Consider the following 25,419-nt stretch of genomic DNA (forward strand, 5'->3'; position numbering starts at 1 on the left):
CCGCGATGTCCCCGAGCAGCACACTACTTAACTTGATCATGTAATTTACGCTACCATCCGGACGTACCGTGGTCACGGGCAAATTGTTCAAGTTCATCAACAGCGTCGCTGAAAGCGTTCGCCTGATCGGACAGCTTGGTGAAGAACACGAACGTCGTGAAGATGGTGCGCCGGTCCAGCACCGCCAGTCGGTCATGTGCCGTGTTCAGAAGCCGCTCACGCTGTGTCGGCAGCTCATGATCGGATGGTTCAGCGCGGGATAGTTGTAACTCGATACTCCGCAGTCTTTGGCGATCGCCTCGGACGGATTTACCCAGGGTAGCCAGGAGCAGCAGGGGGAGTGCCCCGAGAATCGGCCAGATGATGCCCACCGTCAAGAACGGAGTGGCAACGTGATCTCTAAACGTCTGCAGTTTCGGCCTGTCGATCAGCCACGATGCCGCCTCGACGATGCCGGCGACACCATCACCCCATTCGCCCTTGTCCAGCCGTTCAAGAGACCCAGCATACGGCGCAGAACTCCTCGAACCGGACTTCCCCGAATGTGCGGACGTCTCATGGAGGATCGAACTCTGGTGATACGCCAGCTGGTTGTAGTCCAGATTGCCACCGAACACGGTGCCGGCAGCATACCGCGTATGTTTCGAATCCATTGAACCCTCTTTGCCCTTCTGCGCAGAGAGGCTCACGAGTATGAAGTCATCGGCCCAGCGCGGCTCTGCCGATTCGTCCGCTCTATCCGTCAGATGGAGTTCGGGATGTGCCTGCGCCCATTTCCAGGTCTCGTCGAGAAGCCGATCATCCTTGACACCATGCTGGTCCCAGTGTGTCCAGACCACCAGACGAAGCCCCGGATGGTAGAAGCGAGCAGTGGCCAACTCTTTGGAGAGATCCTCGTGATTCAGGATCTCTGCTTCGTCGTGTAGTTCAATGGAGGCTGCAGCATGCGGCGGTGGATGCGGACGGAGTGCGCCCCAGATTCCTCCGGCAAGCAGCACCACCACCATGACGATCGTCAAGGCGATATGGCACCGGATCGTCCACTCCAACCGAACCCTGAAGACATTCATATAAATAAGCTATCATTTTCAAATCACCACACCCCGGGTTATCGGCAGGAACGTGTGTACACGATCAGCCCCGGCCGCTCATACTGGACAGCGAAGAGGCCCGGAATCTCAATGATTCCGGGCCTCTTCTTACGAGTGCTGTCTCAATGTACTCGAGTGGAGGTAAGGGGACTCGAACCCCTAACCCCCTGCTTGCAAAGCAGGTGCGCTACCAATTGCGCCATACCCCCAGGGATGTCCATTCTACACAGAATCAGTGTAGTCGGACCATCTTCGATGATCGCGTTGCCGGCGATTTCTCAAACCGAGCACCGTTCCGACGACGACTGTCAGAACTCCTGCAATCGAAAACCACTTCTTCAACGAGACTCCGTTCACCGTGGTTTCCGTGGGCCTTGGAGGACTTGAACCTCCGACCTCTTCGTTATCAGCGAAGCGCTCTAACCGCCTGAGCTAAAGGCCCTTATCGGGTCAACCGAGATATAACTCTATACGACAGGACAGCACATGCAAAATCGACTCGATGAGTCTTCCATCACACGATGGAACGCCGCTTCAGAAGCCGCTCCGCGACTGCGCACACGACTCGACAGCACCCCACCCTAATGCGCCGCGGGCCCCGATCCACGATCGGGGCCCTCGGCGGAATGGAATCAGTCGTCGGTCAGCGTCAAATGGAAGCCGCCCACGATCGATGCCGCAAGGTTGTACAGGAAGGCGAACAGCGTCGCCAGCGCGGTCAACAGCACGATGTTGATCACGGAGATGATCACGGCGAACGACATCACGCGCCCCAGCCCGAACAGTGCGATGAGCGAATCGGCCGATTCTGAACCGGCGATCTCGCTCAGTGCGCCCTGCAGACTGTCCAGCGTGCCGGTGGCCGACAGGACGAACCACAGCACCAACGACGCCACGACGACCACGATGCCGATCGCCAGCGACAGCAGGAAGCTCATCTTCATGACCGACCACGGATCGACGTTCGCCACCGTCAGTCGCACGGTCCGCGGGCCCTTGCGCTTCTTGCCCTTCTTCCCCGATCCCTTGCCGGAGTCCCGCGCGGGTGCGCCGGTGCCAACCGTCGAAGACGGGGTCCCGGCACCGGTTGCGAACACATCCTCACGGGGGCTGCTGGTCTGGGTCGCGCTGCTCGTCGCAGCCCCGGGCGAGGCCACCGCGGGGGCCGCGACCGTAGCCGTTGCCGGCGCGGCACTTCCCGTGGCGGGGAGCACCGAGGTCGCGTCGGCCCCGCCGGCCGCCTGCGGTGCCGAGCCCTGCCCGTTCCCGGTCTGGCCGTATCCGGCGGAATTCGCCGGCGTCCCGCTCGCGGAACCACCGGTGCTCTGCCCGGGGCGCGCCTTATCAGGGCTGCCCAGGCGCACACCGGAGCTGGCCTTCCTACCCGTTGCCGAATCGGATGCCGAGGCCCCGGAATTCCCCTGCGCTTGGCTGCCGGCGGCTTGTCCTCCCGCGGTCTGGGCGCCGGAGGCCGCGCCCCCGGATGACTGTGCATCGGACGTTGAGGCCCCTGACGACTGCGAGGTGGCCGCCTGCGCCGTGGGTGCATTGCCTGTTGATGCCGCGGCGGCGCCGGCGGAACCGGCCGCGGAGCCAGGGGCCGTAGAGCCGGAGGCGGCAGGAGCCCCGGACTTGGACTCGGACTTCGCGCCGTCAGGGGCGGCGGGGGAGGCACCTGCAGAGGCGTCCGGTGCGGGCTTGTCCGAATCTCCGGAGCCCGCGGTCAATCGCGTCCCCTTGCCGGACGAGGTCCGGATGATCTTGCCCGGTTTGGTTTCGCCTTCGCTCACTGCTCTTCACCCTCCGCGGTCTCGTCGGCGGTCTCTCCGCTGGTCGGGTCCAAGGCTACCCGATCGGCCTGGACCGCTTCGGGAGCCTCCTCGGACACTGCTGCGGAGCCCTCGACACCGGCTGCGGCCTCGGCCCCTTCGACTTCTTCGGCCCCTTCGACTTCGCCGTCGACCTCGGGCCCACGGGTGACTGCCAGGATCCGGTCCTTCTTGCCCGGCTTGGCGAAGACCACGCCCATCGTGTTGCGGCCCTTGGCGGGGACCTCGTCGATGGACGAGCGCACGACCTTGCCGCGCTCCATCACGACCAGAACCTCCTCGCCGTCCTCGACGATCAGACCGCCGGCCAGGCCGCCGCGTTCGTCGTTGAGCTTGGCGACCTTGATGCCGTAACCGCCGCGGCCCTGCACCCGGTACTCCTCGACCGGGGTGCGCTTGGCGTATCCGCCCTCGGTCACCACGAACACATAGGTGCCCGGCGTGATGACGTCCATCGCCAACAGCGCATCGTCGTCCTTGAACTTCATACCCGTCACGCCCGAGGTGGCACGGCCGGTGGGCCGGATCGCCTCGTCGTCTGCGGCGAAGCGGATCGACATCCCGCCACGGCTGATCAACAGCAGGTGGTCGGTGGGTTCGACGATCCGCGCGGAGACCAGCTCGTCGGGATTGCCGTCGGCGTCCTCGCGCAGATTGATGCCGATCACACCGCCGGAGCGGTTCGAATCGTATTCGCTCAGGCGCGTCTTCTTCACCAGGCCGGACTTGGTGGCCAGCACCAGATAGGCCGCGGCCTCGTAGTCCGGGATGGACAGCACCTGGGCGATCGTCTCGCCGGGCTGCAGTGCCAACAGATTAGCCACGTGCTGGCCCTTGGCGTCGCGCGAGCCCTCCGGCAGCTCATAGGCCTTGGCACGGTAGACCCGGCCGGTGTTGGTGAAGAACAGCAGCCAGTTGTGCGTGCTGGTGACGAAGAAGTGCTCGATCACATCGTCACCGCGCAGCTTGGCGCCCGTGATGCCCTTGCCGCCGCGGTGCTGGGCGCGGTAGAGCGCCGACTGCGTGCGCTTGGCGTAGCCACCGCGGGAGATCGTGACGACGACCTCCTCCTCAGGGATCAGGTCCTCCATCGACATATCACCGTCGAAGCCCGCGATGATGCGGGTGCGGCGGTCGTCGCCGTACTTGTCGACGATCGTGGCGAGCTCTTCGGAGACGATCTCGCGCTGCCGGGCGGGGGTGCCCAGAATGTAGTTGTACTCGCGGATCTGCTCCTCGATCCGGGCGGCCTCCTCCTCGATCTTCTGACGCTCGAGGGCCGCCAGGCGGCGCAGCTGCAGGTCCAGGATCGCATTGGCCTGGACCTCGTCGACCTCCAGCAGCTCCATCAGGCCGGTGCGCGCCTCCTCGGACGACGGCGAGCGCCTGATCAGGGCGATCACCGCGTCCAGGGCGGACAGCGCCTTGAGGTAGCCGCGCAGGATGTGGGCGCGTTCCTCTGCCTTGCGCAGGCGGAACCGGGTGCGGCGCACGATGACGTCGATCTGGTGCTTGACCCACAGGCGCAGGAAGGCGTCGATCGACAGGGTGCGCGGCACATTGTCGACCAGGGCCAGCATGTTCGCGGAGAAGTTCTGCTGCAGATCGGTGTGCTTGTACAGGTTGTTCAGCACGACCTTGGCCACGGCGTCGCGCTTGAGCACGATGACCAGGCGCTGGCCGGTGCGGCCGGAGGACTCATCGCGCAGATCGGCGATCCCGCCGACCTTGCCGTCCTTGACGTAGCCGGCGATCTTCGCGGCCAGCCGGTCGGGGTTGACCATATACGGCAGCTCGGTCACGACCAGGCAGGTCCGCCCCTGGATCTCCTCGACGTTGACCACCGCGCGCTGGGTGATGGAGCCGCGGCCGGTCCGGTAGGCGTCCTCGATGCCCTTGCGGCCCAGAATGGTCGCGCCGCCGGGGAAGTCGGGGCCCTTGATGATGCCCAACAGGGCCTCGAGCGTTTCGTCCTTCGTGGCCTCGGGGTGGCTCAGCAGCCACTGCGCACCGGCGGAGACCTCCCGCAGATTGTGCGGCGGGATGTTCGTTGCCATGCCCACGGCGATGCCGTTGGAGCCGTTGACCAGCAGGTTCGGGAACCGGCTGGGCAGGTAGACGGGCTCCTGGTTGCGCCCGTCGTAGTTGTCCTGGAAGTCGACGGTCTCCTCTTCGATGTCCCTGACCATCTCCAGGGCCAGGGGCGCCATCTTGCACTCTGTGTACCGGGGTGCGGCAGCGCCGTCGTCGCCGGCGGAACCGAAGTTGCCCTGCCCGGACACCAGCGGGTAGCGCATGGTCCACGGCTGGACCAGGCGGACCAGGGCGTCGTAGATCGCCGAGTCGCCGTGCGGGTGGTACTGGCCCATCACATCGCCGACCACGCGCGAGCACTTGTTGAAGCTGCGGTCGGGGCGGTAGCCGCCGTCGTACATCGCGTAGAGCACGCGCCGGTGCACGGGCTTGAGACCGTCGCGCACGTCCGGCAGCGCACGGCCCACGATGACGCTCATCGCATAGTCCAGATAGGACCGCTGCATCTCCAGGTTCAGATCGACCTGGTCGATCCGCTGGGCGATGGCGCCGGCCGCCACCTCCTCCGCGGTCGGTTCGGCCGCGCCGTCGAGCGGATCGGTCTGATTGTTATCGGTTTCGTCAGCCACGTGTGCCTGGTCCCCTTCGTGAAGTAGGAAAGTCTAAGAAGTCGGATATCCGTCAGATGTCCAGGAAGCGGACGTCCTTCGCGTTCTGCTGGATGAAGCGCTTGCGCGAATCCACGTCGTCGCCCATGAGCACGGTGAAGATCTCGTCGGCGGCCATCGCATCGTCCAGGGTGACCTGTTTGAGCAGCCGGTGTTCGGGATCCATCGTCGTCTCCCACAGTTCGTGGTAGTTCATCTCGCCCAGACCCTTGTAGCGCTGGATCGCCTGGTCCTTCGGCAGCCGCTTGCCCGCCGCGCGGCCCTCGGCCAGCATCCGGTCGCGTTCGGCATCGGTGTAGGCGTAGTCGTGCGGGGCATTCGACCACTTCAGGCGGTACAGCGGCGGGGTCGCCAGGTAGACGTAGCCGTGTTCGATCAGCGGCTTCATGTACCGGAAGATCAGCGTCAGCAGCAGGGTCGTGATGTGCTGGCCGTCGACATCGGCATCGGCCATCAGCACGATCTTGTGGTAGCGCAGCTTGGATTCGTCGTATTCCTCGCCGATCCCCGTGCCGAAGGCCGTGATCATCGACTGGACCTCCATATTGGACAGGGCCCGGTCCAGGCGCGCCTTCTCCACGTTGAGGATCTTGCCGCGCAGCGGCAGGATCGCCTGCGTGATCGGATTGCGGCCCTGCACGGCCGAACCACCGGCCGAGTCGCCCTCGACCATGAAGATCTCGGAGATCGTCGGGTCCTTGGACTGGCAGTCCTTGAGCTTGCCCGGCATGCCCGAGGACTCCAGCAGGCCCTTGCGGCGGGTCGCCTCGCGCGCCTTGCGGGCCGCCATCCTGGCCTGCGAGGCCTGGATCGCCTTGCGCACGACCTCCTTGGCCTGGTTCGGATTGGATTCCAGCCAGTGGCCCAGTTCGTCGCGCACGACCTTCTGCACATAGCCCTTGGCCTCGGAGTTGCCCAGCTTGGTCTTCGTCTGGCCCTCGAACTGGGGTTCGCCCAGTTTGATGGAGATGACGGCGGTCAGGCCCTCGCGCACGTCCTCGCCCGTGAGGTTCTGGTCCTTCTCCCGCAGCAGCTTCTGATCGCGGGCGTAGGAGTTCAGCAGGCTGGTCAGCGCGGTGCGGAAGCCCTCCTCGTGGGTGCCGCCCTCGTGCGTGTTGACCGAGTTGGCGTAGCTGTGCACGGACTCGCTGTAGGAGGTGGTCCACTGCATCGCGACTTCCAGCGCGATCATCTGGTCGGTGTCCTCGGCCTCGAAGGCGATGATGTCGTCGTTGACGATCTCCGTCTTCTTGGTGCTGTTGAGGTACTTGACGTAGTCCAGCAGGCCGTTCTCGTAGTGGTACTTGACCTCGCGCGGTTTGAACGGCGCGTCCTCGTCCGCATCGGTCACCTGCACGTCGTCGTCGTCGATCTCCGGCTTGCGCTCATCGCGCAGGGTGATCATCAGGCCCTTGTTCAGGAAGGCCGTCTGCTGCATCCGCTGGCGCACGGTCTCGAAGTTGAAGACGACCGTTTCGAAGATCTCCGGGTCCGGCCAGAAGGTGATGACGGTACCCGAGGTGTCCGTCGCCTCGCCCTTTTCAACCGGTGCCGTGGGTGCGCCGCGGCGGTAGCTCTGCCGCCACACATAGCCGTCGCGGTGGATCTCCGCGTCCAGGCGTTCGGACAGGGCGTTGACCACGGAGGAACCGACACCGTGCAGACCACCGGAGACCGCATAGCCGCCACCGCCGAACTTGCCACCGGCGTGCAGCACGGTCAGCACGACCTCCAGGGTGGACTTGCCCTCCTTCGGGTGCATCTCCACGGGGATGCCACGGCCGTGGTCGACCACCCGCAGGCCACCGTCGGCCAGGATCGTCACCTCGATGGTGTCGTTGTAGCCGGCGAGTGCCTCGTCGACCGAGTTGTCGACGATCTCGTAGACCAGGTGGTGCAGACCGCGTTCGGAGGTCGAACCGATGTACATGCCGGGGCGTTTGCGGACCGCCTCCAGTCCTTCCAGGACGGTGATATCACTGGCGTCGTAATGCTGGGATTCCTCGGCAGCCATGGAACTCCTCGTTAGAATGCGGACAAACTGGCACAATCACGTTCAATTCTACCAAGTCCTGCCCTGGAATTCGCCTTCAGCACGCCCTGGAAGCCGTTTTTCGCGACTTTTCCGTCCTCGGACGTACCCCAGCTCATCCGACGGGAGGAAAATGGCGCCTGTGGCGGTTTCCGCAGTTCCGACTCCCGGGCTCGGAATCAGATGGTGAGCATATTCCACACGAGTCGGGCCGAAACCGAGGTCGCCGCCAGCAGGACCAGGGCCATGAGCACGATCCACAGCCAGGCGGGCACCCCGGTGGCCTGTGCCAGGATCGCCGCGTCCGAGGATGCCAGGTCCCGGCGCCGGTGCGCTGCCAGCAGGTTCCCCAGTCCCCGGTAGGCGCCCACCAACAGGAACAGTCCCAGGCCTCCCACCACGTACCCCAGCAGGACGCCGGGCACGTAAAGCGCTGCCAGACAGGCCGCGGCCACGACCAGCACGTCGAGCGCGATGGCCAGGAAGCCGCGCATGAACACCAGGCAGACCAGGAGCAGTGCGCCGCCGAGCACCAGGGCCAGGCCGGCACGCCCGAAGCAGGCGGCGGTGATGAACAGCGCGCCCACCACGGCCGGCGCCGGATAGCCCCAGAAGGTGGAGAACGGTGCGCTGGCCGCGGTGCCGCGCGAGCTGGTCAGGCCCGAATGGTCACCGGAGACCCGGATCGCCACCCGGCGCCGCCCGCGCAGCAGGCCCGTGAGCCCGTGGCCCAGTTCGTGGACCACCGTGACCACGAGCCCCGCATAGCGCCACAGCGGGGGCACCACCACCAGCGCCAGGACTATCCCGGCGGTCACCAGGAGCGCCTGCGGAGCGGCCGGGGCGGGGGTGGGGGAGGTCAGGACGGTCAGCAGACGGCCGGGGATCTCTTCCATGAACACCATCTTCACAGCCGGGCCTGGCAGGAGGCCGAGGAGGCCACCCGGGGGAGTTGGGTGCAGGGGACTAGCCATAGGTGTCGCGGGGCCCCCGGCCCTTGATGGAACGGCGCCCATGACTCCACGACTTCTGCTTCGGCCCCAGGATCTCGATATCGTCGATCACCCGGTGTCCCAGTTCGCGTTCGAGGCGGTCCAACAGGGAGAACGTCATGATCTTCAGCTGGGTGGCCCAGGTCGTCGAGCTCGCGCGCACCGTCAGCTTGGGCGGGTCGATCTTCACCGGTTCGCAGTGCTCGGCCACCTCGGGGCCCACCAGGCGCGGCCAGGAGCCCAGCAGCATCCCCACATCCAACTGGGTCCGCCAACCGTAATCGCGGGTCAGCACGGCCAGGTCGTCCGCCAGTTTCCGCGGATCCCTGGCATCGGCGCCCGCCCCGGAGTACTGGGGTTCGCGGATGCCGCGCGGAGTCCGGCGGAAACTGCCGGAGTAACCGGGGCGCGAACCCTCACCCATCCGCCTGACCCGGTCGAGGGCCTCGAGCGCGGCCAGGGGCGGTTCGTCCTGTGCGGTCATGCCGTCCCCGCATCCGCGGCGGACAGGTCGATCCGGGCGCCGGCCAGGTTCTCCGGGATGTCGGCGGCCACCGCGGCGGTGATGAGCACCTGCTGGGCACCGGCGACCATCTGGGCCAGCCGGGTGCGCCGACCCGCATCCAGTTCGGCGAACACATCGTCGAGCACCAGCACCGGTTGCCCGTCCTCGTCGCCGGCGTCATCGCGCAGCACCTGCCACCCGGCCAGCCGCAGGGCCAGGGCCAGGGACCAGCTCTCGCCGTGGCTGGCATAGCCCTTGGCCGGCACGCCGCCGATGAGTAGTTCGACATCGTCGCGCTGCGGTCCCACCAGAGTCAGGCCCCGGTCGATCTCCTTGCTCCGCCGGGAGGCCACGGCCTCGACGATCGCGTCCTCGTACCCGGCGGTGGTGTCCAGCCCCGTGTAGTCGATCCGGCTGGTGTAGCGCGCCGCAGCGTCCTGGCGCTCGGGCCGGGCGTCCAGGGCCACGGCCTTGAAGTCCCTGGTCAGGGGCGCAGCCAGGCGCTCCACCAGGTTCCGCCGCCCCATCACCAATTGTGCGGCGGCCTGGGCGAAGGCCCTATCCCAGATGTCCAGGGTCGATTCCAGTGCGGGGTCGGGCCGGTTCTTCAGGCTTTTGAGCAGGGCGTTGCGCTGTTTGAGGGCCCGGTCGAAATCGCTGAGCACAGCGGCATAGCGCGGCGCTCCCTGGACCAGCAGGGTGTCGAGGAAGTCGCGCCGCCCTGCCGGATCCCCCTTGACCAGGTCCAGATCCTCCGGGGCGAAGACGACGGTGGGCAGCAGGCCCAGGACGTCGCGGGTGCGCACGGGCTGCCGGTTGATCCTGGCCCGGTTGGCGCCCTTGGCCTTGATCGTGATGTCGAGGGTGACCGAACGCGGGCCGCGGTGGGCCAGCAGCGACACGACACCGGATTCGCATCCGACGCGCACCAGCGGCACATCATTGGCCACCCGATGGGAGCGCAGGGTCGAGACATAGCCCAGCGCCTCGACGAGATTGGTCTTGCCCCAGCCGTTGGGCGCGACGAACGTCGTCACGCCGGGGCGCAGATCGAGTTCGAGGTGCTCATACGACCGGAAGTCGTGCAGGGCCAGTTTGGATACCCACATAGCGCTAGCGACCCTACCCGGGTCAGTGCCCGGTCAGAAGCGGATGATCGGCATGAGCAGGTACCGATAGGTGGAATCGTATTCGCCGTCGAGCTCCTGCTGGCCGGTGATGACGACGGGCTTCTTCGGTTCCGTCAACGAGAACCGCACGAAGGGCGTATCGATCTGGGCCAGTCCGTCGGCGATGAAGTGCGGGTTGAAGCCTGTGGTGATGTTCTCCCCGTCGATCGTCGCCGGCAGCGCCTCCGAGGCCTGGGCGTCATCGCCCTGGCCGGCCCGCAGGGTCAGCGCGCCGTCGGCGAATTCGAAGCGGATGGGGGTGTTGCGCTCGGCGACCAGGGAGACGCGCCGCACGGCCTCGCGCAGGGCGGAGGTCTCCAGGATCGCGGAGATCGAGGCCTCTTTGGGGAACAGTGAGCGCACCTTCGGGTAATCGCCCTCGACCAGCAGTGAGGTCATGACCCGGCCGTTCGAGGAAATCGCCAGCATGTCCTTGCCACCGGATTCCGCCAGCGCGATCTGGATGTCCCCGCCCATGGCCTTGGCGGCATCCGTCAGCGTCTTCCCGCGCACCAGGGCGTTGGCCTCGAAATCAGCGGCCTTGGGATTCCACATGAATTCGCGGACCGCCAGGCGGTAGCGGTCGGTCGCCAGCAGGGTCACGGTGTTGCCGGTGATCTCCATCCGCACGCTGGTCAGGATCGGCAGGGTGTCGTCCTTGCTCGTGGCCACGCCGACCTGGTTGACCGCGTGCTGGAAGGCCTCGGCGCCGACCACGCCGGTGGTCGCGGGGACCTGTGGCAGAGCCGGGTACTCGTCGACGGGCATCGTCATCAGGGTGAAGCGGGAGGAGCCGCAGTTGACCGTGACCTTGTTCTCCTGCAGTTCCAGGGTCACCGGCTGTGCCGGCAGCGCTCGGGAGATCTCGGCGAGCAACTTGCCGGAGACCAGGAAGGTACCCGGCACCTCGACCTCGGCGGCGATTTCGGCGCGGGCCGATACTTCGTAGTCGAAAACGGCCAGGTGCACGGAACCCGCGGGATCGGCGGTGATGAGGATGCCGGTGAGCACGGGAACGGCGGGACGCTGGGGGAGTGTCTTGGTGGTCCAGGTGACCGCTTCGGCCAGAATGTCCCGTTCCACCTTGAACTTCACAGTCGGTGCGGCCTCAGCGTTCACGTCTCTCCCGAAATCCATCGTCTACAGGGTTGTGCGCCGCCCATGCGCTGCAGCGGCAGACGCACTCATGCGCGCGGACTCCCCATCCTATCGCACCGGGGAATCGGCAAAAGCCCTGGTTTCTCAGGTGCGTGCAAAAACGCACACCCTATTTCGCTCCAGCCGACAGTACGACGATTCCCGACCCCCTAGTCATCGGACAACTTTCGGGTTGGTTTGCGGAGGTCATCCGATGAATCTCCCTGATTCATCCAAAGACTCACAGGTGGATACACATGTGCAAAACTGCGCATTCCTGCTCCTCAGAGCTTTTCACTCTCCTCGAGGAGCCCTGGTGGCCTTGGCTCCCGGGGCAATGCGCGGCGGGCCCTCTTGAATGTCGAGTTGGAATATCAGTAGTAGTCGTAGCCGGTGTGGAACTTGTGGAGAAGAGCTCTCCTGCCCAGTAATGACGCGGGATAGCGGCCTTCTTCCCACGGTGGGAAACCTGTGGAGGATCTCAGGACGGGGTGTGGACGCCTGTGGACGGTTGAATCGTTCTTCCACAGTCATCCACAGGCCGGTCTGGAACTGTTCATTCACCCCTACCCAGGCTTGGACGGGTTAACCACAGGTTTATCCACACCTGTTGACTACCGGTTCTACAGATGATGATGCTGTTTGAGGCGGTTTGTCAGTTCCGTGACCTGCGTGTAGATGGCCCTCCGTTCCGTCATCTGTGTGCGGATCTTCTTGTTCGCGTGCATCACCGTCGTGTGGTCGCGGCCTCCGAATTCCTGGCCGATCTTCGGCAGGGACAGGTCGGTCAGTTCCCGGCACAGGTACATGGCGATCTGCCTGGCGGTGGTCAGGGTGCGTGAGCGGCTGCTGCCCTTGAGATCGTCGATCGTCAGGTGGAAGTAACCCGCCACCTGGCCCATGATGTCCGCCGGGGTGATCTCCGGAGTGTCGTCCTGGCTGATGAAGTCCTTGAGCACCGTTTCGGCCAGGCTCACGTCGATCGTCTGCGAATTGAGGTTCGCGAAGGCGGTGACGCGGATCAGGGCGCCCTCGAGCTCGCGGATGTTCGAGGAGATCCGCGATGCGATGTACTCCAGCACGTCGTCGGGCACCTTGAGGTTCTCGCCCAGGGCCTTGTTGCGCAGGATGGCGAAGCGGGTCTCCAAGTCCGGCGGCTGCACATCCGTCAGCAGACCCCATTCGAAGCGGGACCGCAGACGCTCCTCGAAGCCCTTGAGCATCTTGGGCGGCTGATCCGAGGAGATCACGACCTGTTTGTGTTCGTTGTGCAGTGCATTGAACGTATGGAAGAACTCCTCGACCGTGGCGTCCTTGCCCTGTAGGAACTGAATGTCGTCGATCATCAGGATGTCGACTTCACGGTAGCGGCGCTGGAAGGCCGGGCGCAGCGAGTTCGAGGTCGTCGACGAGCCGATCGTGTTGATGAAGTCGTTGACGAATTCCTCGCTGGACACGTAGCGGACCCGGATATTGGGGTACAGCTGGGCTGCGTAATGGCCGATCGCATGCAGCAGGTGGGTCTTGCCCAGTCCCGAATCGCCGTAGATGAACAGCGGGTTGTATGCCTTGGCCGGCTGTTCTGCCACCGCGAAGGCCGCAGCATGGGCGAACCGGTTGGACGCGCCGATGACGAAGGAGTCGAAGGTGTACTTGGGGTTGAGCTGGTCAACCCCGTTCCCGTCGATGGCGGGTGCCCGCCCCAGAGCGGGATCGCGGGCCGGTGCCGGCTCCGGGACCGTTGCGGTGGCGGGACCCCCGTATTCGTCACCGTGGATCTCCACCTGCCAGTAGTCCTCGGGACGGCCGGGGAAGGCGGGGGAGGGCGCCTGGCGACCCCCGTAGGAGCCGGGGCCGAACTGGGCCGGCTGCACGTGTTCCACGGTGTGGCTGCCCGAGGCGGATTCCGGGACATTCAGATCGGGTTCGACCGCGATCGCGAACGACACCTGGTGGCCCAGCACCCGTTCGAACTCGCGGGCCAGAGGTTCGCGCAGGCTGGTCTCCAGGGTGGTCCTGGTCAGGTCGTTGCGCACCGCCAGAACCACCAGTTGGTCACCCGCGAAGGCCTTGGGCTGTGCCAGGGACAGGAATCCCTTCTGGTGTGCGGTGATCGATTCGTCCTTGAAGAGGTTGCTGCGCACCTCCTGCCAGACGGCCGCTAGGTCGGGTTCGGACGGTGGGACGGACAAAGGACCTCCAAGTGGAATAGGGTTGTGCAGATCCTGTGGACAACTGCGTGGACGTTCTTCCACATAGTTTTCCACACTTTGTGGAGAGATCCACACCCGGAACCGGATTTCCACACCGGTGGACAAGTCTGTGGAAATCACATCCATGTGATTGTTCCCCTCACTGCGGAACTAGCCCGGAAAACCGGGGCTCTGCGGCTTGGCCATCGGTGAACAGGGTGTTGACCGGTTCGGATCATGGTTGTGGACGATGGTCCCGGAGGGGCTGAATCCACAGGTGAGATGCCTCTCGTGTGGACAAGACAATCACAGCATGGACACTCCGCTGTGTACGGTTTGTGGGTAACCCGTCCCGGTTTCCCCAGACGGGGAAGTTTTTCTCCACAATCTGGGGATAAACCGGTGGAAGAACGGCTGTAACCCGCTTTCCACAAGGGAATGCGACGTGTGGACAGGATGCCGGGGAAGTCCTCGCAGTGGCAGCAAAAGGACCCGAAAAGGGTGCGATCGGCGCGGATCCGTGTGGAAAACCCGGTTGGAAGGTGAATCACATGGCAGCCGACCCTGTGGGAATTGACCGGCCCCCGCGCTACCGCCTAATATGGAGTGTCCTGTGTTGCGGGCCCGTTGAGTGTTGTCATCTTCCTTTTGGCCCTTCCTGCGCAGGGATGGAACCAGGTGGCCGACCTCGTGTCGGTCCCGCGGATCCTATCGAACCTGTGCGCCGCGCAGGGCAGACGTTCATACCACAAGGGAGAATCATGACGAAGCGTACTTTCCAGCCGAACAACCGCAAGCGCTCCAAGACGCACGGCTTCCGCCTGCGCATGCGCACGCGTGCCGGCCGTTCGATCCTGGCCGCGCGCCGCCGTAAGGGCCGCAACAGCCTGTCGGCCTGACCGGCTTTGCTGCCCGCCGCGAATCGCGTCAGGTCCGGTGAGGATTTCCGCCGGACCTTCAAGCGCGGGACCGCCTCCGGTTCCCCGTTCGTGGTGCTGCACTATCTAGCAGACGAATCCCACGCTGTGCGCGTGGGATTCGTCGTATCCAAGGCCGTGGGAAACGCGGTGGTCCGCAACCGGACCAAGCGCCGCCTGCGGGAGATCATGCACGCCCGCCTGGACTCCCTACCCGCGGGCCTGTACGTCCTCCGGGTCAAACCGGCGGCCGCCGGCGCGGGCTTCGCGCAGCTCGATGCCACGGTCGACGGGCTGCTGGCCCGTGCCCGGCGCAAGAACCGGCGTGACTGAGGTCCTTCTATGAAGGCATACGAGTCCACCCCATCGTCCTTGCCACCCTATCCGCGGGGCGCCGCGGGCCCGGTCCGGTTGGGCTATGTCCTGCGGATCGCACCGCGGATGCCCTTCGTCTGGTTCATGCGGGCCTACCGCCGCCTCGTATCGCCGTTGTACGGGGATGTGTGCAAGTACTACCCCAGCTGTTCCAAATACGCCCTGGACGCGTTCGAGGTGACCGGCGCGATCCGCGGTACCGGGCTGACCGTCTGGCGTCTGCTGCGCTGCAATCCGTTCTCGCACGGCGGGGTCGACCATGTGCACGGTTCCTATGCGGACCGGCAGAGCGCCCGAATATGGGGTGGCGGCGCGTGATGGCAGAATATAGCGAGATGTTCGAGCACAAGACCCCGGCACCACCGGTGGTTAAGGAGAGAATGAATGGATAAGATCCTCTTCCCCATCGAGTGGGTGGTGGCATGGATCATGACGATCTTCCACCAGATCTTCACCGCCATGGGCATGCCGGCCGATGGTGGCTGGACCTGGGTGTTGGCGATCGCCTTCCTGACGATCGTCGTGCGCGCGATCCTCATCCCGCTGTTCGTCTATCAGATCAAGGCCCAGCGCAAAATGCAGCTGATGCAGCCGGAGATCCAGAAGCTGCAGGCGAAGTACAAGGGCAAGAAGGACCAGTTCTCCCGCCAGCAGATGGCGGAGGAACAGCAGGCCCTGTTCAAGAAGCACGGGACCAATCCCTTCGCCTCCTGTCTGCCCCTGCTAGTGCAGATGCCGATCTTCTTCTCGCTGTTCCGCGTCATCCGCTATACCAAGGACATCGCCGAGGGCCACCACGCCCCGATCGGCGGTCTGACCCACGAACTGGCGCAGCAGGCGGAGAACTCCACCCTGTTCGGCATCTTCCACCTGTCGGACACCTTCATGTCCGATGGCGTGCTGATCAAGATCTTCACCGCCATCCTCATCGTCGCGATGTCGGCCATGCAGTTCTTCACGCAGAAGCAGATGATGTCGAAGAACATGTCCGAGGCCGCGCTGAACAATCCGTTCATGCAGCAGCAGAAGATGCTGCTGTATTTGATGCCCGTCATCTTCGCAGTGGGCGGCATCTACTTCCCGCTGGGTGTGCTGGTCTACTGGGTCGTGTCCAACGGTTGGACGATGGGTCAGCAGATGATGGTGCTGCGCACCATGCCGACCCCCGGGTCCAAAGCGGAGAAGGAACTGCTGGCCCGCCGTGCCAAGAAGGGCAAGGGAATCGTCCCCGGTGTCACCTCGGGCGATGCTGCCACGGGTGGGGACCAGGACGCAGAGGACAGTCACAAGCCATCGGGTCAGCGGCAACAGCCCATGAGCAAGGCCCGTCAGAAGAAGAACAAGAAGTGAGGGGTCGTTCGTCATGACCGAGGATCAGAGCACCCAGGACAAGAACATCGACCGGGATCCGGCGGCGGATACGACCGCTGCTGAGTCAAAGCCGGCCCGGCCCACCCGCTCCCAGCTGTTGGTGGAGGAGGGGGACATCGCCGCGGACTACTTGGAGGAGTTCCTCGATATCGCCGATATCGACGGCGATATCGACATCGATGTGGCCGACAACCGGCCCGAGGTCGCGATCGTGTGCGAGGACGACGATCACAATCTGTCCACCCTGGTGGGCCGGAACGGCCAGGTGCTCTCCGCCCTGCAGGAACTGACCAGGCTGGCCGTGCAGGCCTCGACCGGTCAGCGTTCGTGGCTGATGCTCGACATCGACGGCTACCGTGATTCGCGTAAGGTCGAATTGCGCCGTCGGGCCGATGAGGTCATCGAACAGGTCAGGGAATCGGGGGAGTCCTACAGCTTCCAGCCGATGAACTCCTTCGAGCGCAAGATCATCCACGACCGGGTGTCCAAGGCCGGTCTGGCCTCGGACTCGGCGGGCGAGGGCGATGCCCGCCACGTCGTGGTGAGCCTGCCGTGAGCGATTCCGGATCTCTTCCAACAGGGCCCGACCAGGTCCTCGAGGCCGAACCCGAGGCGGCGCGCGCGGTCTTCGGCGATCGTCTGCCGTTGGCCAGCGCCTATGCCGAACACCTGGCGACCACGGGGGTGGAATGGGGCCTGATCGGTCCCCGCGAACTGCCCCGGCTGTGGAGCCGGCATATCCTCAACTGCGCTGTTGCAGCCGAGCTGCTCGACGATGACGATGTGGTCGGCGATATCGGCACCGGTGCCGGGCTGCCCGGGATCCCGCTGGCGATCGCCCGGCCCGCCACCCGGTTCGTGCTGGTCGATGCGATGGAGCGCCGAGTCGATTGGCTGCACATGGTGATCGACGATCTGGGCCTGGACAATGTGCGGATCGTGCGCTCGCGGGTCGAGGACCTCGTCGATGAGGAGATCTTCACCGTCGCGACATCGCGGGCGGTCAAGGCCCTGCCCGTGCTCTTGGAATGGTGTGTTCCCGTGCTCGGCCCCGAGGGCAGGGTGCTGGCCCTGAAGGGGGAGCGGGCCGAGGAGGAGATCCTCAAGGCCAAGAAGCAGCTCAAGCGCTTCAAAATGCGCGAACCGGTCATCCACACGGTGGGCGATGGGCTGCTGGCCACGCCGACCCGAGTGGTCGAGGTGCAGCGTCGCTGATCGGGCGCATCGGCTGTGCCAAATAATACGTGAATCGTATATAAATATCCGCAAGCCCCCGTTTACACATGTGTTTCACGTGAAACGGGGGTTTCGCGCGTCCCGTGGATTTTTTCGGACACGCATTCGGATACCATTGACATAACGACTATTTGGACGGAGTGAGTATGCCGATTCTGGACGAGTCGACTCCACTCGGCGCTGAGATCATCCGGGACAACCGGCGCGCCGAACGCTTGGAATCGACTATCTTCCCGGCTCCGCGTGAGACCCGAATCTTTACCGTGGCCAACCAGAAGGGTGGCGTGGGGAAGACCACCACCACGGTGAATATCGCGGCGGCCATGGCCAGGCAGGGGCTGCATGTGCTGGTCATCGACATCGATCCGCAGGGCAATGCCTCCACGGCCCTGGGGATCGATCATTCGACCGATGTGGCCAGTATCTACGATGTCCTCATCGAGGACATGCCGATGCGCGAGACCATCGCCCAGTGCCCGGATCTGGAGAATCTCAGCGTGGTGCCCGCGACCATCGATCTGGCCGGTGCCGAAATCGAATTGGTATCCCTGGTGGCGCGCGAACAGCGTCTGACCGGCGCCCTGCAGACCTATCTGCGGGAGTGCGAGGATGCCGGGCGACGTGTCGACTACGTCTTCATCGACTGCCCTCCGTCGCTGGGCCTGCTGACCGTCAACGCCTTCGTGGCCGCCAATGAGGTCCTCATTCCGATTCAGTGCGAGTACTATGCACTGGAGGGCCTGAGCCAGCTGTTGAGCAACATTCAGCTGATCCAGAAGCATCTGAACCCGCGCCTGCGGGTCTCCACCATCCTGTTGACGATGTACGATGCGCGGACCAATCTGTCCGCGCAGGTGGCCGAGGATGTGCGCGCACACTTCCCGACCCAGGTCATCGGCCACCCGATTCCCCGGAATGTCCGCATCTCCGAGGCTCCCAGTTACCGGCAGACGGTCATCACCTATGACCCCAATTCGTCCGGAGCGCTGTCCTACCGTGAGGCAGCCGAAGAGATCGCCATCCGAGGAGGCGCCAGATAATGGCCGAACGCAAGCGTGGACTGGGCAGAGGGCTGGGGGCCCTCATTCCCGATGTGGTCACAGAGGAGCGTCCAGTCGATGTCTTCTTCCCGGAGTCCCGTGAGGTTTCACGTGAAACCAAGCACAAGGAACACCTCGACCCCGCCGCCAGCATGGCCAAATCCCGACGCGCCAAGCGTGCCGGCCGGGGGCGCGGGAACGGACTTGTGGGTGAGGACGGAAAGCTCAACGTCCCCGCCGAGGTGCTGGGTGGTCCGGCGCCGATCGAGCGCCTGAGCGAGGAGGGCCGGTCTCTGGAGCCGTCCCCGGCTCCGGCCGCCAAGCGGCGCCATGCTGCGAAGACTCCGGTGGAACGCGCAGTGGAGTCCGCCTATGAGGAGGGCTCCAAACCGGAAACGGGTTCCGCTGCGCAGACCTCCGCGGGTGATTCGACTCCGGCGGAGGATGCCACCGAGTCCGAACTTCTGACGGTGCCCGGAACGGCTTTCGGCCTGCTGCCCGTCACTCAGATCAAGCCCAATCCACGGCAGCCGCGTACGGTCTTCGACGAGGACGCACTGGCCGAACTGGTCGAATCGATCAAGGCGGTCGGAGTCCTGCAGCCCGTGGTGGTCCGCGTGGTCGACAAGCAGGCTCCATCCTATGAGCTCATCATGGGTGAGCGGCGTTTCCGCGCATCGCAGGAGGCGGGACTCACGGAGATCCCCGCGATCATCCGCGAGGTCAAGGAAGACGATCTACTGCGCGATGCCCTGCTGGAGAACCTGCATCGTTCGGATCTGAACCCGTTGGAAGAGGCCGCGGCATACCAGCAGTTGCTGGAGGACTTCAAATGCACGCAGGAGGAATTGTCGGTCCGGATCGGTCGTTCCCGTCCGCAGATCTCGAATACCCTGCGCCTGCTCAAGTTGCCCTCGCTGGTCCAGCGCCGGGTGGCCGCCGGGGTCATCTCGCAGGGTCATGCCAGGGCCTTGCTGGGCCTGGCCGACGGTGCCGGAATGGAGGCGCTGGCGCAGCGCATCGTGGCCGAGGGGCTGTCGGTGCGCGCCACGGAGGAAGCTGTGGTGCTGCTCAACCGTGGAGAGAAGCCCAAGGCGAAGCGTTCCGTGCAGCAGGAACATCCGGAACTGGATTCGCTGGCCGCCAGCCTGGGGGACCGCCTGGACACGCGCGTGAATATCTCGATGGGTAAGCGCAAGGGCAAGCTCAGCGTGGAATTCGCCAACCAGGATGACCTGGAACGGATCCTCAAGGCCCTGGGGATCACTCAGGACTGACCGCGCAGCGCAGTACCGACCGCGCAGCGCACCCGGACGTTCCGTGGGCGAACAGGGGCGGTCGCCATCGTGTACGAAACACGATGGCGACCGCCCCTGTGGCGTTGGAGTGGGGTCGCCCCTGCAGGGGCGACCCGGGTGGGTCCGGGAGACCGGCGGGTCAGGACCTGTGCGGATCCAATAGCCGGTGGATGTCTGCCACGCGCAGTGTGCCGGTGGTCGGATCCGATTCCTGCTTGAGGTAGATGCGCTGCAGGGCGATGACGACGCCCTCGGCAATCGCGTCGCGGAAGGCCGCCGTCTCCAAATCCGCCCGGTCCTTCGGATTGGTCAGATAGCCGGCCATCAGGAAGACCTTGGGTGTGCGTGTGACACGCAGGGTCTGCCAGGTCTTGGCATGTGTATGGCAGTCGGTCATCCCCGTCCTGGCCACGACTTCCTTCTGGACCAGATCGGCGGCGAGTTCGCCCACCGGCGAACTGTGGGTCGGATCCCCGTCGACCCCGAAGTAGTAGGTGGCCACACCATTGGGATCCGGCGTGGGATAGAAGTCCTGGTTGACCGTGATGATCAACGAGGCCCCGAGTTCATCGGCCAGGGTCGCGGAGGAATCCGCCCGGGCGAACACCACGGCGGCGCCCAGGGCGGATAAACGGCCCTCGATGCGGCGGGCGATGTCCTGGGAGATCTCCTGTTCCAGTTGTGCGTGGGTTGCGCTGAGCGGAATGGCACGGAAGTCCCGACCGGTGGTCGCAGCCTCGACGACGAAGGTCCGGCCGGCCAGGGACGGGCCCTCGGCGGCGCGGCGGACGCGCTCCCGCAGGGCGAAGAGATTACCGGTCGCGGAGCCACGGCGCACATCATCGAGCGCCCGATAGGTGGCGGGCCCGGCGATCCCGTCTGGTTTGAGTCCCAGGTCCTGCTGGGCCTCGCGCAGAGCGGAGTCGGTGAGCGGCCCGAAGTAGTAGTCGATGCTCTCCGTGTAGATGCCCAGGGTCGCCAGACGCTGCTGGAGCTCTACGACGTCGTCCCCGGCCATCATCCTCGAGGGGTCGTAGCGCAGCACCCGATCGCCCAACCGGTACCGCGCCAGTTCGACCTGGGCGAAGGTCTCGCCATTGAGCACGCCATCGCAGAAGATCCCACGGTCCTGCTGGAACTGACGGATCGCGGAATCGAAGGCGGCGTCGAACACAGGTGACTCTATATCGCCGACGTTGATGTTCAAGCGCGCCAGCTGAGCCTTCGTCGTTGCGATGACAGGGTCTGTGTCACCGCGGCGGAATCGTGGCAGAGGAGTGTTCGACATGATGCTCCCATTGTCCCATGAGTTCCTGGAGAACTCTGAATGGAGTAGAGCACCGGCCCAGGGCCGGTGCTCTACTCGGATGCTCCACCGGATACCGGTGGGGCGCAAAGCGGATCAGCCGATGAACTCGGCCAGCTCCTGCTCCAGTGCCGGCTTGGGCCGTGCACCGATGATGGTCTTGGCGACTTCGCCGCCCTTGAAGACGTACAGCGCCGGGATCGAGGTGATGCCGTAGGCCGCTGCGGTCTGCATATTGTCGTCGGTATTCACCTTGACGACCTTGATCTTATCGGCCTGCTCCTCGGCGATCTGGTCGACGATCGGGCTGACCATGCGGCACGGGCCGCACCAGGGAGCCCAGAAATCCACTACGACGGGCTGATCGTTGTCCAGGACCTCGGCCTTGAACGTAGCATCGGTTACTTCGGTTGCCATGTCATCCTCCTTCAAGATGGTCAGGCTGGGTGTTAGACGAGTCAGTCGTCCAACGCTGTCAGGTAGTGTTCCGCATCGGTGGCGGCAACGCAGCCGGAACCGGCTGCGGTGATGGCCTGGCGGTAGACGGGGTCGATGACGTCGCCGGCGGCGAACACGCCCTCCATGCTGGTCTTGGAACTGCGCCCGTCGACTGCCAGGTAGCCGTCTTCGCGCATGTCGAGGACGTCCTTGAACAGTGCGGTCCGCGGATCCGACCCGATGGCCACGAACATGCCGGTCACGGGCAGCTGTGATTCCTCATCGGTTACGGTGTTGCGGATCCGCAGACCGGTGACCGAATCCTCGCCCTCGATGCCGACGACCTGCGAATCGAGCAGGAACTCCAGTTTCGGATCGTTCTCGGCGCGCTGGAGCATGGCCTGGGAGGCGCGGAAGCCCTCGCGGCGGTGGATCAGCGTGACCTTGTCGGCGAACCTGGTCAGGAAGGTGGCCTCCTCCATTGCGGAGTCGCCTCCACCGACCACGGCGATGTTCTGTCCCTTGAAGAAGAAGCCGTCGCAGGTGGCGCACCAGCTCACACCGTGGCCTGACAGGCGCTTCTCATCCGGCAGCCCCAGTTCCCGGTAGGCGGAACCCGTGGCGAGGATGAGGGCCCGCGCAGTGTATTCGGCGCCGAGCTCGGTGGTCAGCCGGTGTGCGCCCGGCTCGAAGTCGATGGTGGCGACATCGTCGTAGACGACCTCGGCCCCGAACTTCTCCGCCTGCTGGCGCATGTTCTCCATTAGGTCAGGTCCCTGGACGCCCTCGGGGAATCCGGGGTAGTTCTCGACCTCTGTGGTGTTCATCAGCTCACCGCCGGCGGTCACGGATCCGGCGATGATCAACGGCTGCAGTCCTGCCCGCGCCGCATAGACCGCGGCGGTGTAACCGGCGGGTCCCGACCCGACGATAACCAGCTTCTTCTCTGTCATCTTTCTCCTTGTTCGTGCGGCACAACGTGTGGGATGCCGCGGTTATTCCGTCGGGGTGCGCGGTGTCCGGTCACACGGCGGTCAGCCGTATAGCTTGACGGTGTCGATATCGGCTCGGAAGTCGCCGTCGGTCTTGGGCAGCTCGGTGATCCACAGGAATACATGGGTACTCTTCCTGGGCTTGTCGATGTCGACCTTGACGGTGCCCTTCTCGAAGGTTCCCCTGCCCACCGTTGCGGCATCCGTCGGGTCGTCGCCCGATGCCACCCGGATCTCGAACGAGCCACCGGACCCGGCGGACTTGAAGCTGAAGCGCTTGAGCGAGGCGGATTCGGTCAGCCGCAGATCCAGTCCCAGGCCGTCCTTGAGCCCACCGAATTCCGCGCTGTTGTAGCGATCGGTGCGCCAGCTGCCCGAATTGCCCGGCAGCACATTGTCCGCCTTGGCGTTGTTCTCCGTGCCGTCGCCGCCCGGGTCACGCGGGGTGACTGCGTCGATGTCGAGGCGCTTGAGCTTGGCCGAGGTGCTGGACCCCTGGGTCTGCTGCGAGCCTGCGGCGGACGATTCGTCGGGCGAGGGCATCGCCGTGGGAGTGGCACGCTTGCCGATCATCATGCCGACGACCACCACGAGCGCGACGACCACCAGGGCACATAGAACGCCCACGAGTGCCTTGACCGCCGTGGACCCGGACTTCTTGCGCTGCTGTGGTGACGCCTTCCCCTCCGGAGTCGGCGCCATCGCTGCTGCGGCGGTGGTCCCCGCCGAAGCCGCGACGGGGGTTTCCGGTCCCGCCTGCGCCGCTGTGGCGGGCGCTGCACCCTGTGCCCGTTGCGCCGGGACCGGTGCGGGAGTGGCCTGTCCGGTCGGCAGGGCGCCATTTCCGGTTCCCGTCTGCCCTGCACCGGTCCTGCCGGCAGTGGCCCCTGCAGCGGCCCGGGCCGTAGTGGATGCGGGTCGCGCGGTCGTATAGCCGGGCCGTGGCCGCGGGGACTCTGGTCGATTGCTCAACGGCCGCGAGGCATCCGGTTGGGCGTGCTTGATCCGAGGCGTTTCCGAGGTCGCGGGCTGTTTGTCCGCATTGTCCGCAGCGGTTCCGTGCTGCGCGGATTCGCTCTGCGCCGCCGTGCCCGCCGCTGTTCCTGCGGAGGGCGCGGTCGCAGGTTCCACGTCTCGCAGGGCCGCGGGAGCCGGGCCGTCCGTGGCCAGTCTGCTCTGCGCCCGGCGAGCCGCCTGGGCCTCGGCCGCCCTTGCCCTGGCCGTCGCCCGTTCCTCCTGCAGGCGCACGCGTTCGGCGGCCTGTCGCTGGAGTTCGCGCTCCCGTTCGAATTCGGCGCGCTGAGCGGCGTATTCCTCTTCCCTGGTGCGGAACATCCCGCCGAGGAACCACGAGGATTCGTCATCCGCGTCGGTCTGGTCGCCGGTGGGTGCTGCGGCCGGTGTCGCGGGCGGGTCCTGTTCGACGGGGCCCGCCGGAGTGACCGAGGGGTCGGGGATGACGTCCAGGGCCTCCGTGGGCGGTTCCGGTTCGTCCGTGTCGTAGCCGGGTTCGCGGATCGTGCCGTCGGCCCTGCGCATGATGGGCCGGGTCTGATTGGCGTCATGGGACTGCGGGGCATAGGACCGGTAGTCCTCGATGGTTTCGTGTGGGTCCCATTCGACGATGTCGTCGGCACCGGCGCCGGCCAGTGGGAAGGTCGAGGCCTTGCGCATGGCCATCCGGTCGTCGAACCGGCCCTGCCCGCCGCCGGACACCCCGGCCTGGGAGCCGTGCATGCCGGGCCGGGTCATCCCGATGCGGTCCAGTGCGGCCTGCAGCTGTTCGCTCGAGGCCCTGCCCGGATGCCGTCCGGCGGCCTCCTCTTCCGCTGCCAGCGGTTCGGAGGTCACCCGCGGAGTGCGGCTGGTGGTGGCCGATGGCATGGCCGACTTCGCGCCGAAGGGGTCGGGGGAGTCCTGCGGCTCCACCCGGGGGATGTCCTTGAGGGTCGTCGCATCCCAGGGTTCGAGGAACCGGACGATCTCACTGGGGGAGCGGGGACCGGGGTCGACTCCGGACACGACGTCGGAGACGAAGGCGGCGGTGGCCGCGGGCACCGAATCGACGAAGGAGTTCAGCGGGGCGACCCGGTTGTTCTTCAGGCCCGCGGCCTCGATCCCCGCATGGTCGGCCTTCCCCGGCCAGCGGCCGGACAGGCAGGCATAGTAGATGTCGATGAGCGCCAGGGCATCCGCCCGGCGGGCGTCGGCCTGGCTCATATCCTCCGTGTGGAGATTGAAGGGCCTGTTCGCCACGGGGGCGTCGAGGCCCAATCCGTAGAGGACCACATCGTTGTCCTCCGTCAGCCCCACGCATTCGGGGCCCAGGCACAGATGGTGCAGACCGCGGGTGGCGGCGTGGGCCAGTACCGTGGCCAGTTCGCCCACCAGGGCCTTGGCGGATTCGGCGGAGATCGGCCCACGTGCGAGCACAGCGGCCAGTGAGGATGTGCTGCGGTCCTCCGTGACGACCACGTCCATGTGTTCGGTGTGCAGCACATCGAGCACATGGGGCACCCGCGGATCGCTCAGCAGGGCGGCGCGCCTGGCCGAATCGACCAGATCACCGGAGTTCTCATGGCCGGCGATGCGCAGGACGACGGGTGTGTCGAGGATCGCGTCGACCCCCATGCAGACGATGCCGACGGCCGGGTGCTGTGCGAGCCAGGGCCGAAGCAGGTCCGACACCACGTACCTGTCGGCGATCACCTGGCCGCGTTCGACGCTGGGCAGTTCCCTCACCTCCGAAGAATCGGGTCCGGGTGGGCCCGGACCTGCGCACCAGTCTATCCACCAC

21 protein-coding genes and 2 tRNA genes are annotated in these 25,419 nt (G+C 65.3%); 8 read left to right on the forward strand and 15 right to left on the reverse strand.

The window, feature by feature from the left end:
• Nucleotides 1-50: 50 nt before the first annotated feature.
• The 11 genes from NQ036_RS10520 to dnaA all read right to left on the reverse strand — a co-directional run bounded on the left by NQ036_RS10520 (nt 51) and on the right by dnaA (nt 13,601).
• A complete protein-coding gene (locus NQ036_RS10520; protein ID WP_257058784.1) occupies nt 51-1,070 on the reverse strand; it encodes a hypothetical protein in 1,020 nt (339 codons plus the stop codon).
• Nucleotides 1,071-1,227: 157 nt separating this feature from the next.
• Nucleotides 1,228-1,300, reverse strand: a tRNA-Ala gene (locus NQ036_RS10525).
• Between the two features lie 159 nt (nt 1,301-1,459).
• A tRNA-Ile gene (locus NQ036_RS10530) sits at nt 1,460-1,533 on the reverse strand.
• A gap of 190 nt (nt 1,534-1,723) precedes the next feature.
• Nucleotides 1,724-2,881, reverse strand: coding sequence for a DUF3566 domain-containing protein (locus tag NQ036_RS10535; protein ID WP_257049308.1), 1,158 nt, complete (start codon nt 2,879-2,881; stop codon nt 1,724-1,726).
• Nucleotides 2,878-5,583 (reverse strand): DNA gyrase subunit A, encoded by a 2,706-nt coding sequence (gene gyrA / locus NQ036_RS10540; RefSeq protein ID WP_373456824.1) that lies wholly within the window; start codon nt 5,581-5,583, stop codon nt 2,878-2,880. Before gyrA ends, NQ036_RS10535 begins: the two co-directional genes overlap by 4 nt.
• A 52-nt stretch (nt 5,584-5,635) precedes the next feature.
• Nucleotides 5,636-7,636: a DNA topoisomerase (ATP-hydrolyzing) subunit B gene (gene gyrB, locus NQ036_RS10545; protein ID WP_257049309.1), complete on the reverse strand. Its 2,001-nt coding sequence runs from the start codon at nt 7,634-7,636 to the stop codon at nt 5,636-5,638.
• Between the two features lie 197 nt (nt 7,637-7,833).
• Nucleotides 7,834-8,550, reverse strand: a complete 717-nt coding sequence (locus tag NQ036_RS10550) for a M50 family metallopeptidase (RefSeq protein ID WP_257049310.1) — start codon at nt 8,548-8,550, stop codon at nt 7,834-7,836.
• 70 nt (nt 8,551-8,620) lie between these two features.
• Nucleotides 8,621-9,130 carry a DUF721 domain-containing protein gene (locus NQ036_RS10555; RefSeq protein ID WP_257049311.1) on the reverse strand — a complete coding sequence of 170 codons (510 nt, stop codon included), beginning with the start codon at nt 9,128-9,130 and terminating at the stop codon, nt 8,621-8,623.
• Entirely contained in the window at nt 9,127-10,260 is a 1,134-nt protein-coding gene (recF, locus tag NQ036_RS10560; protein ID WP_257049313.1) for a DNA replication/repair protein RecF, read from the reverse strand. Before recF ends, NQ036_RS10555 begins: the two co-directional genes overlap by 4 nt.
• 33 nt (nt 10,261-10,293) lie before the next feature.
• Nucleotides 10,294-11,457 (reverse strand): DNA polymerase III subunit beta, encoded by a 1,164-nt coding sequence (gene dnaN / locus NQ036_RS10565; RefSeq protein WP_257058786.1) that lies wholly within the window; start codon nt 11,455-11,457, stop codon nt 10,294-10,296.
• Nucleotides 11,458-12,080: 623 nt separating this feature from the next.
• A complete protein-coding gene (gene dnaA / locus NQ036_RS10570; protein ID WP_257058790.1) occupies nt 12,081-13,601 on the reverse strand; it encodes a chromosomal replication initiator protein DnaA in 1,521 nt (506 codons plus the stop codon).
• Between the two features lie 809 nt (nt 13,602-14,410).
• Here dnaA and rpmH point away from each other — a divergent pair.
• From rpmH to NQ036_RS10610, 8 genes are all read left to right on the forward strand, one after another.
• The gene (gene rpmH, locus NQ036_RS10575; RefSeq protein WP_257049317.1) at nt 14,411-14,548 is read left to right on the forward strand and encodes a 50S ribosomal protein L34; all 138 of its coding nucleotides are present in this window, start codon (nt 14,411-14,413) and stop codon (nt 14,546-14,548) included.
• 6 nt (nt 14,549-14,554) lie between these two features.
• Nucleotides 14,555-14,899, forward strand: a complete 345-nt coding sequence (rnpA, locus tag NQ036_RS10580) for a ribonuclease P protein component (RefSeq protein WP_257049318.1) — start codon at nt 14,555-14,557, stop codon at nt 14,897-14,899.
• Nucleotides 14,900-14,908: 9 nt separating this feature from the next.
• A complete protein-coding gene (gene yidD, locus NQ036_RS10585; RefSeq protein ID WP_257049319.1) occupies nt 14,909-15,259 on the forward strand; it encodes a membrane protein insertion efficiency factor YidD in 351 nt (116 codons plus the stop codon).
• 66 nt (nt 15,260-15,325) lie between these two features.
• Nucleotides 15,326-16,291 (forward strand): membrane protein insertase YidC, encoded by a 966-nt coding sequence (yidC, locus tag NQ036_RS10590; protein WP_257049320.1) that lies wholly within the window; start codon nt 15,326-15,328, stop codon nt 16,289-16,291.
• 13 nt (nt 16,292-16,304) lie between these two features.
• Nucleotides 16,305-16,868, forward strand: coding sequence for a R3H domain-containing nucleic acid-binding protein (locus NQ036_RS10595; RefSeq protein ID WP_257049321.1), 564 nt, complete (start codon nt 16,305-16,307; stop codon nt 16,866-16,868).
• Nucleotides 16,865-17,527, forward strand: coding sequence for a 16S rRNA (guanine(527)-N(7))-methyltransferase RsmG (rsmG, locus tag NQ036_RS10600; RefSeq protein ID WP_257049323.1), 663 nt, complete (start codon nt 16,865-16,867; stop codon nt 17,525-17,527). Before NQ036_RS10595 ends, rsmG begins: the two co-directional genes overlap by 4 nt.
• 167 nt (nt 17,528-17,694) lie before the next feature.
• Nucleotides 17,695-18,588, forward strand: a complete 894-nt coding sequence (locus NQ036_RS10605; RefSeq protein WP_257049324.1) for a ParA family protein — start codon at nt 17,695-17,697, stop codon at nt 18,586-18,588.
• The gene (locus tag NQ036_RS10610) at nt 18,588-19,865 is read left to right on the forward strand and encodes a ParB/RepB/Spo0J family partition protein (RefSeq protein WP_257049325.1); all 1,278 of its coding nucleotides are present in this window, start codon (nt 18,588-18,590) and stop codon (nt 19,863-19,865) included. Before NQ036_RS10605 ends, NQ036_RS10610 begins: the two co-directional genes overlap by 1 nt.
• Nucleotides 19,866-20,025: 160 nt before the next feature.
• On the opposite strand, the gene NQ036_RS10615 is transcribed toward NQ036_RS10610, so the two are convergent.
• The 4 genes from NQ036_RS10615 to NQ036_RS10630 form a co-directional block, all read right to left on the reverse strand.
• Nucleotides 20,026-21,174 (reverse strand): N-acetylmuramoyl-L-alanine amidase, encoded by a 1,149-nt coding sequence (locus NQ036_RS10615; RefSeq protein ID WP_257049326.1) that lies wholly within the window; start codon nt 21,172-21,174, stop codon nt 20,026-20,028.
• Nucleotides 21,175-21,288: 114 nt separating this feature from the next.
• On the reverse strand, nt 21,289-21,609 hold the full coding sequence (trxA, locus tag NQ036_RS10620) for a thioredoxin (protein ID WP_257049327.1): 321 nt from the start codon (nt 21,607-21,609) through the stop codon (nt 21,289-21,291).
• A 41-nt stretch (nt 21,610-21,650) separates the two neighbouring features.
• Complete coding sequence (trxB, locus tag NQ036_RS10625; RefSeq protein WP_257049328.1) at nt 21,651-22,583, reverse strand: thioredoxin-disulfide reductase; 933 nt, start codon at nt 22,581-22,583, stop codon at nt 21,651-21,653.
• An 81-nt stretch (nt 22,584-22,664) separates the two neighbouring features.
• On the reverse strand, nt 22,665-25,364 hold the full coding sequence (locus tag NQ036_RS10630; protein WP_257049329.1) for a hypothetical protein: 2,700 nt from the start codon (nt 25,362-25,364) through the stop codon (nt 22,665-22,667).
• Nucleotides 25,365-25,419 lie beyond the last annotated feature (55 nt).

This window comes from Brevibacterium sp. 91QC2O2 (assembly GCF_024580695.1).
Lineage (GTDB): Bacteria > Actinomycetota > Actinomycetes > Actinomycetales > Brevibacteriaceae > Brevibacterium > Brevibacterium moorei.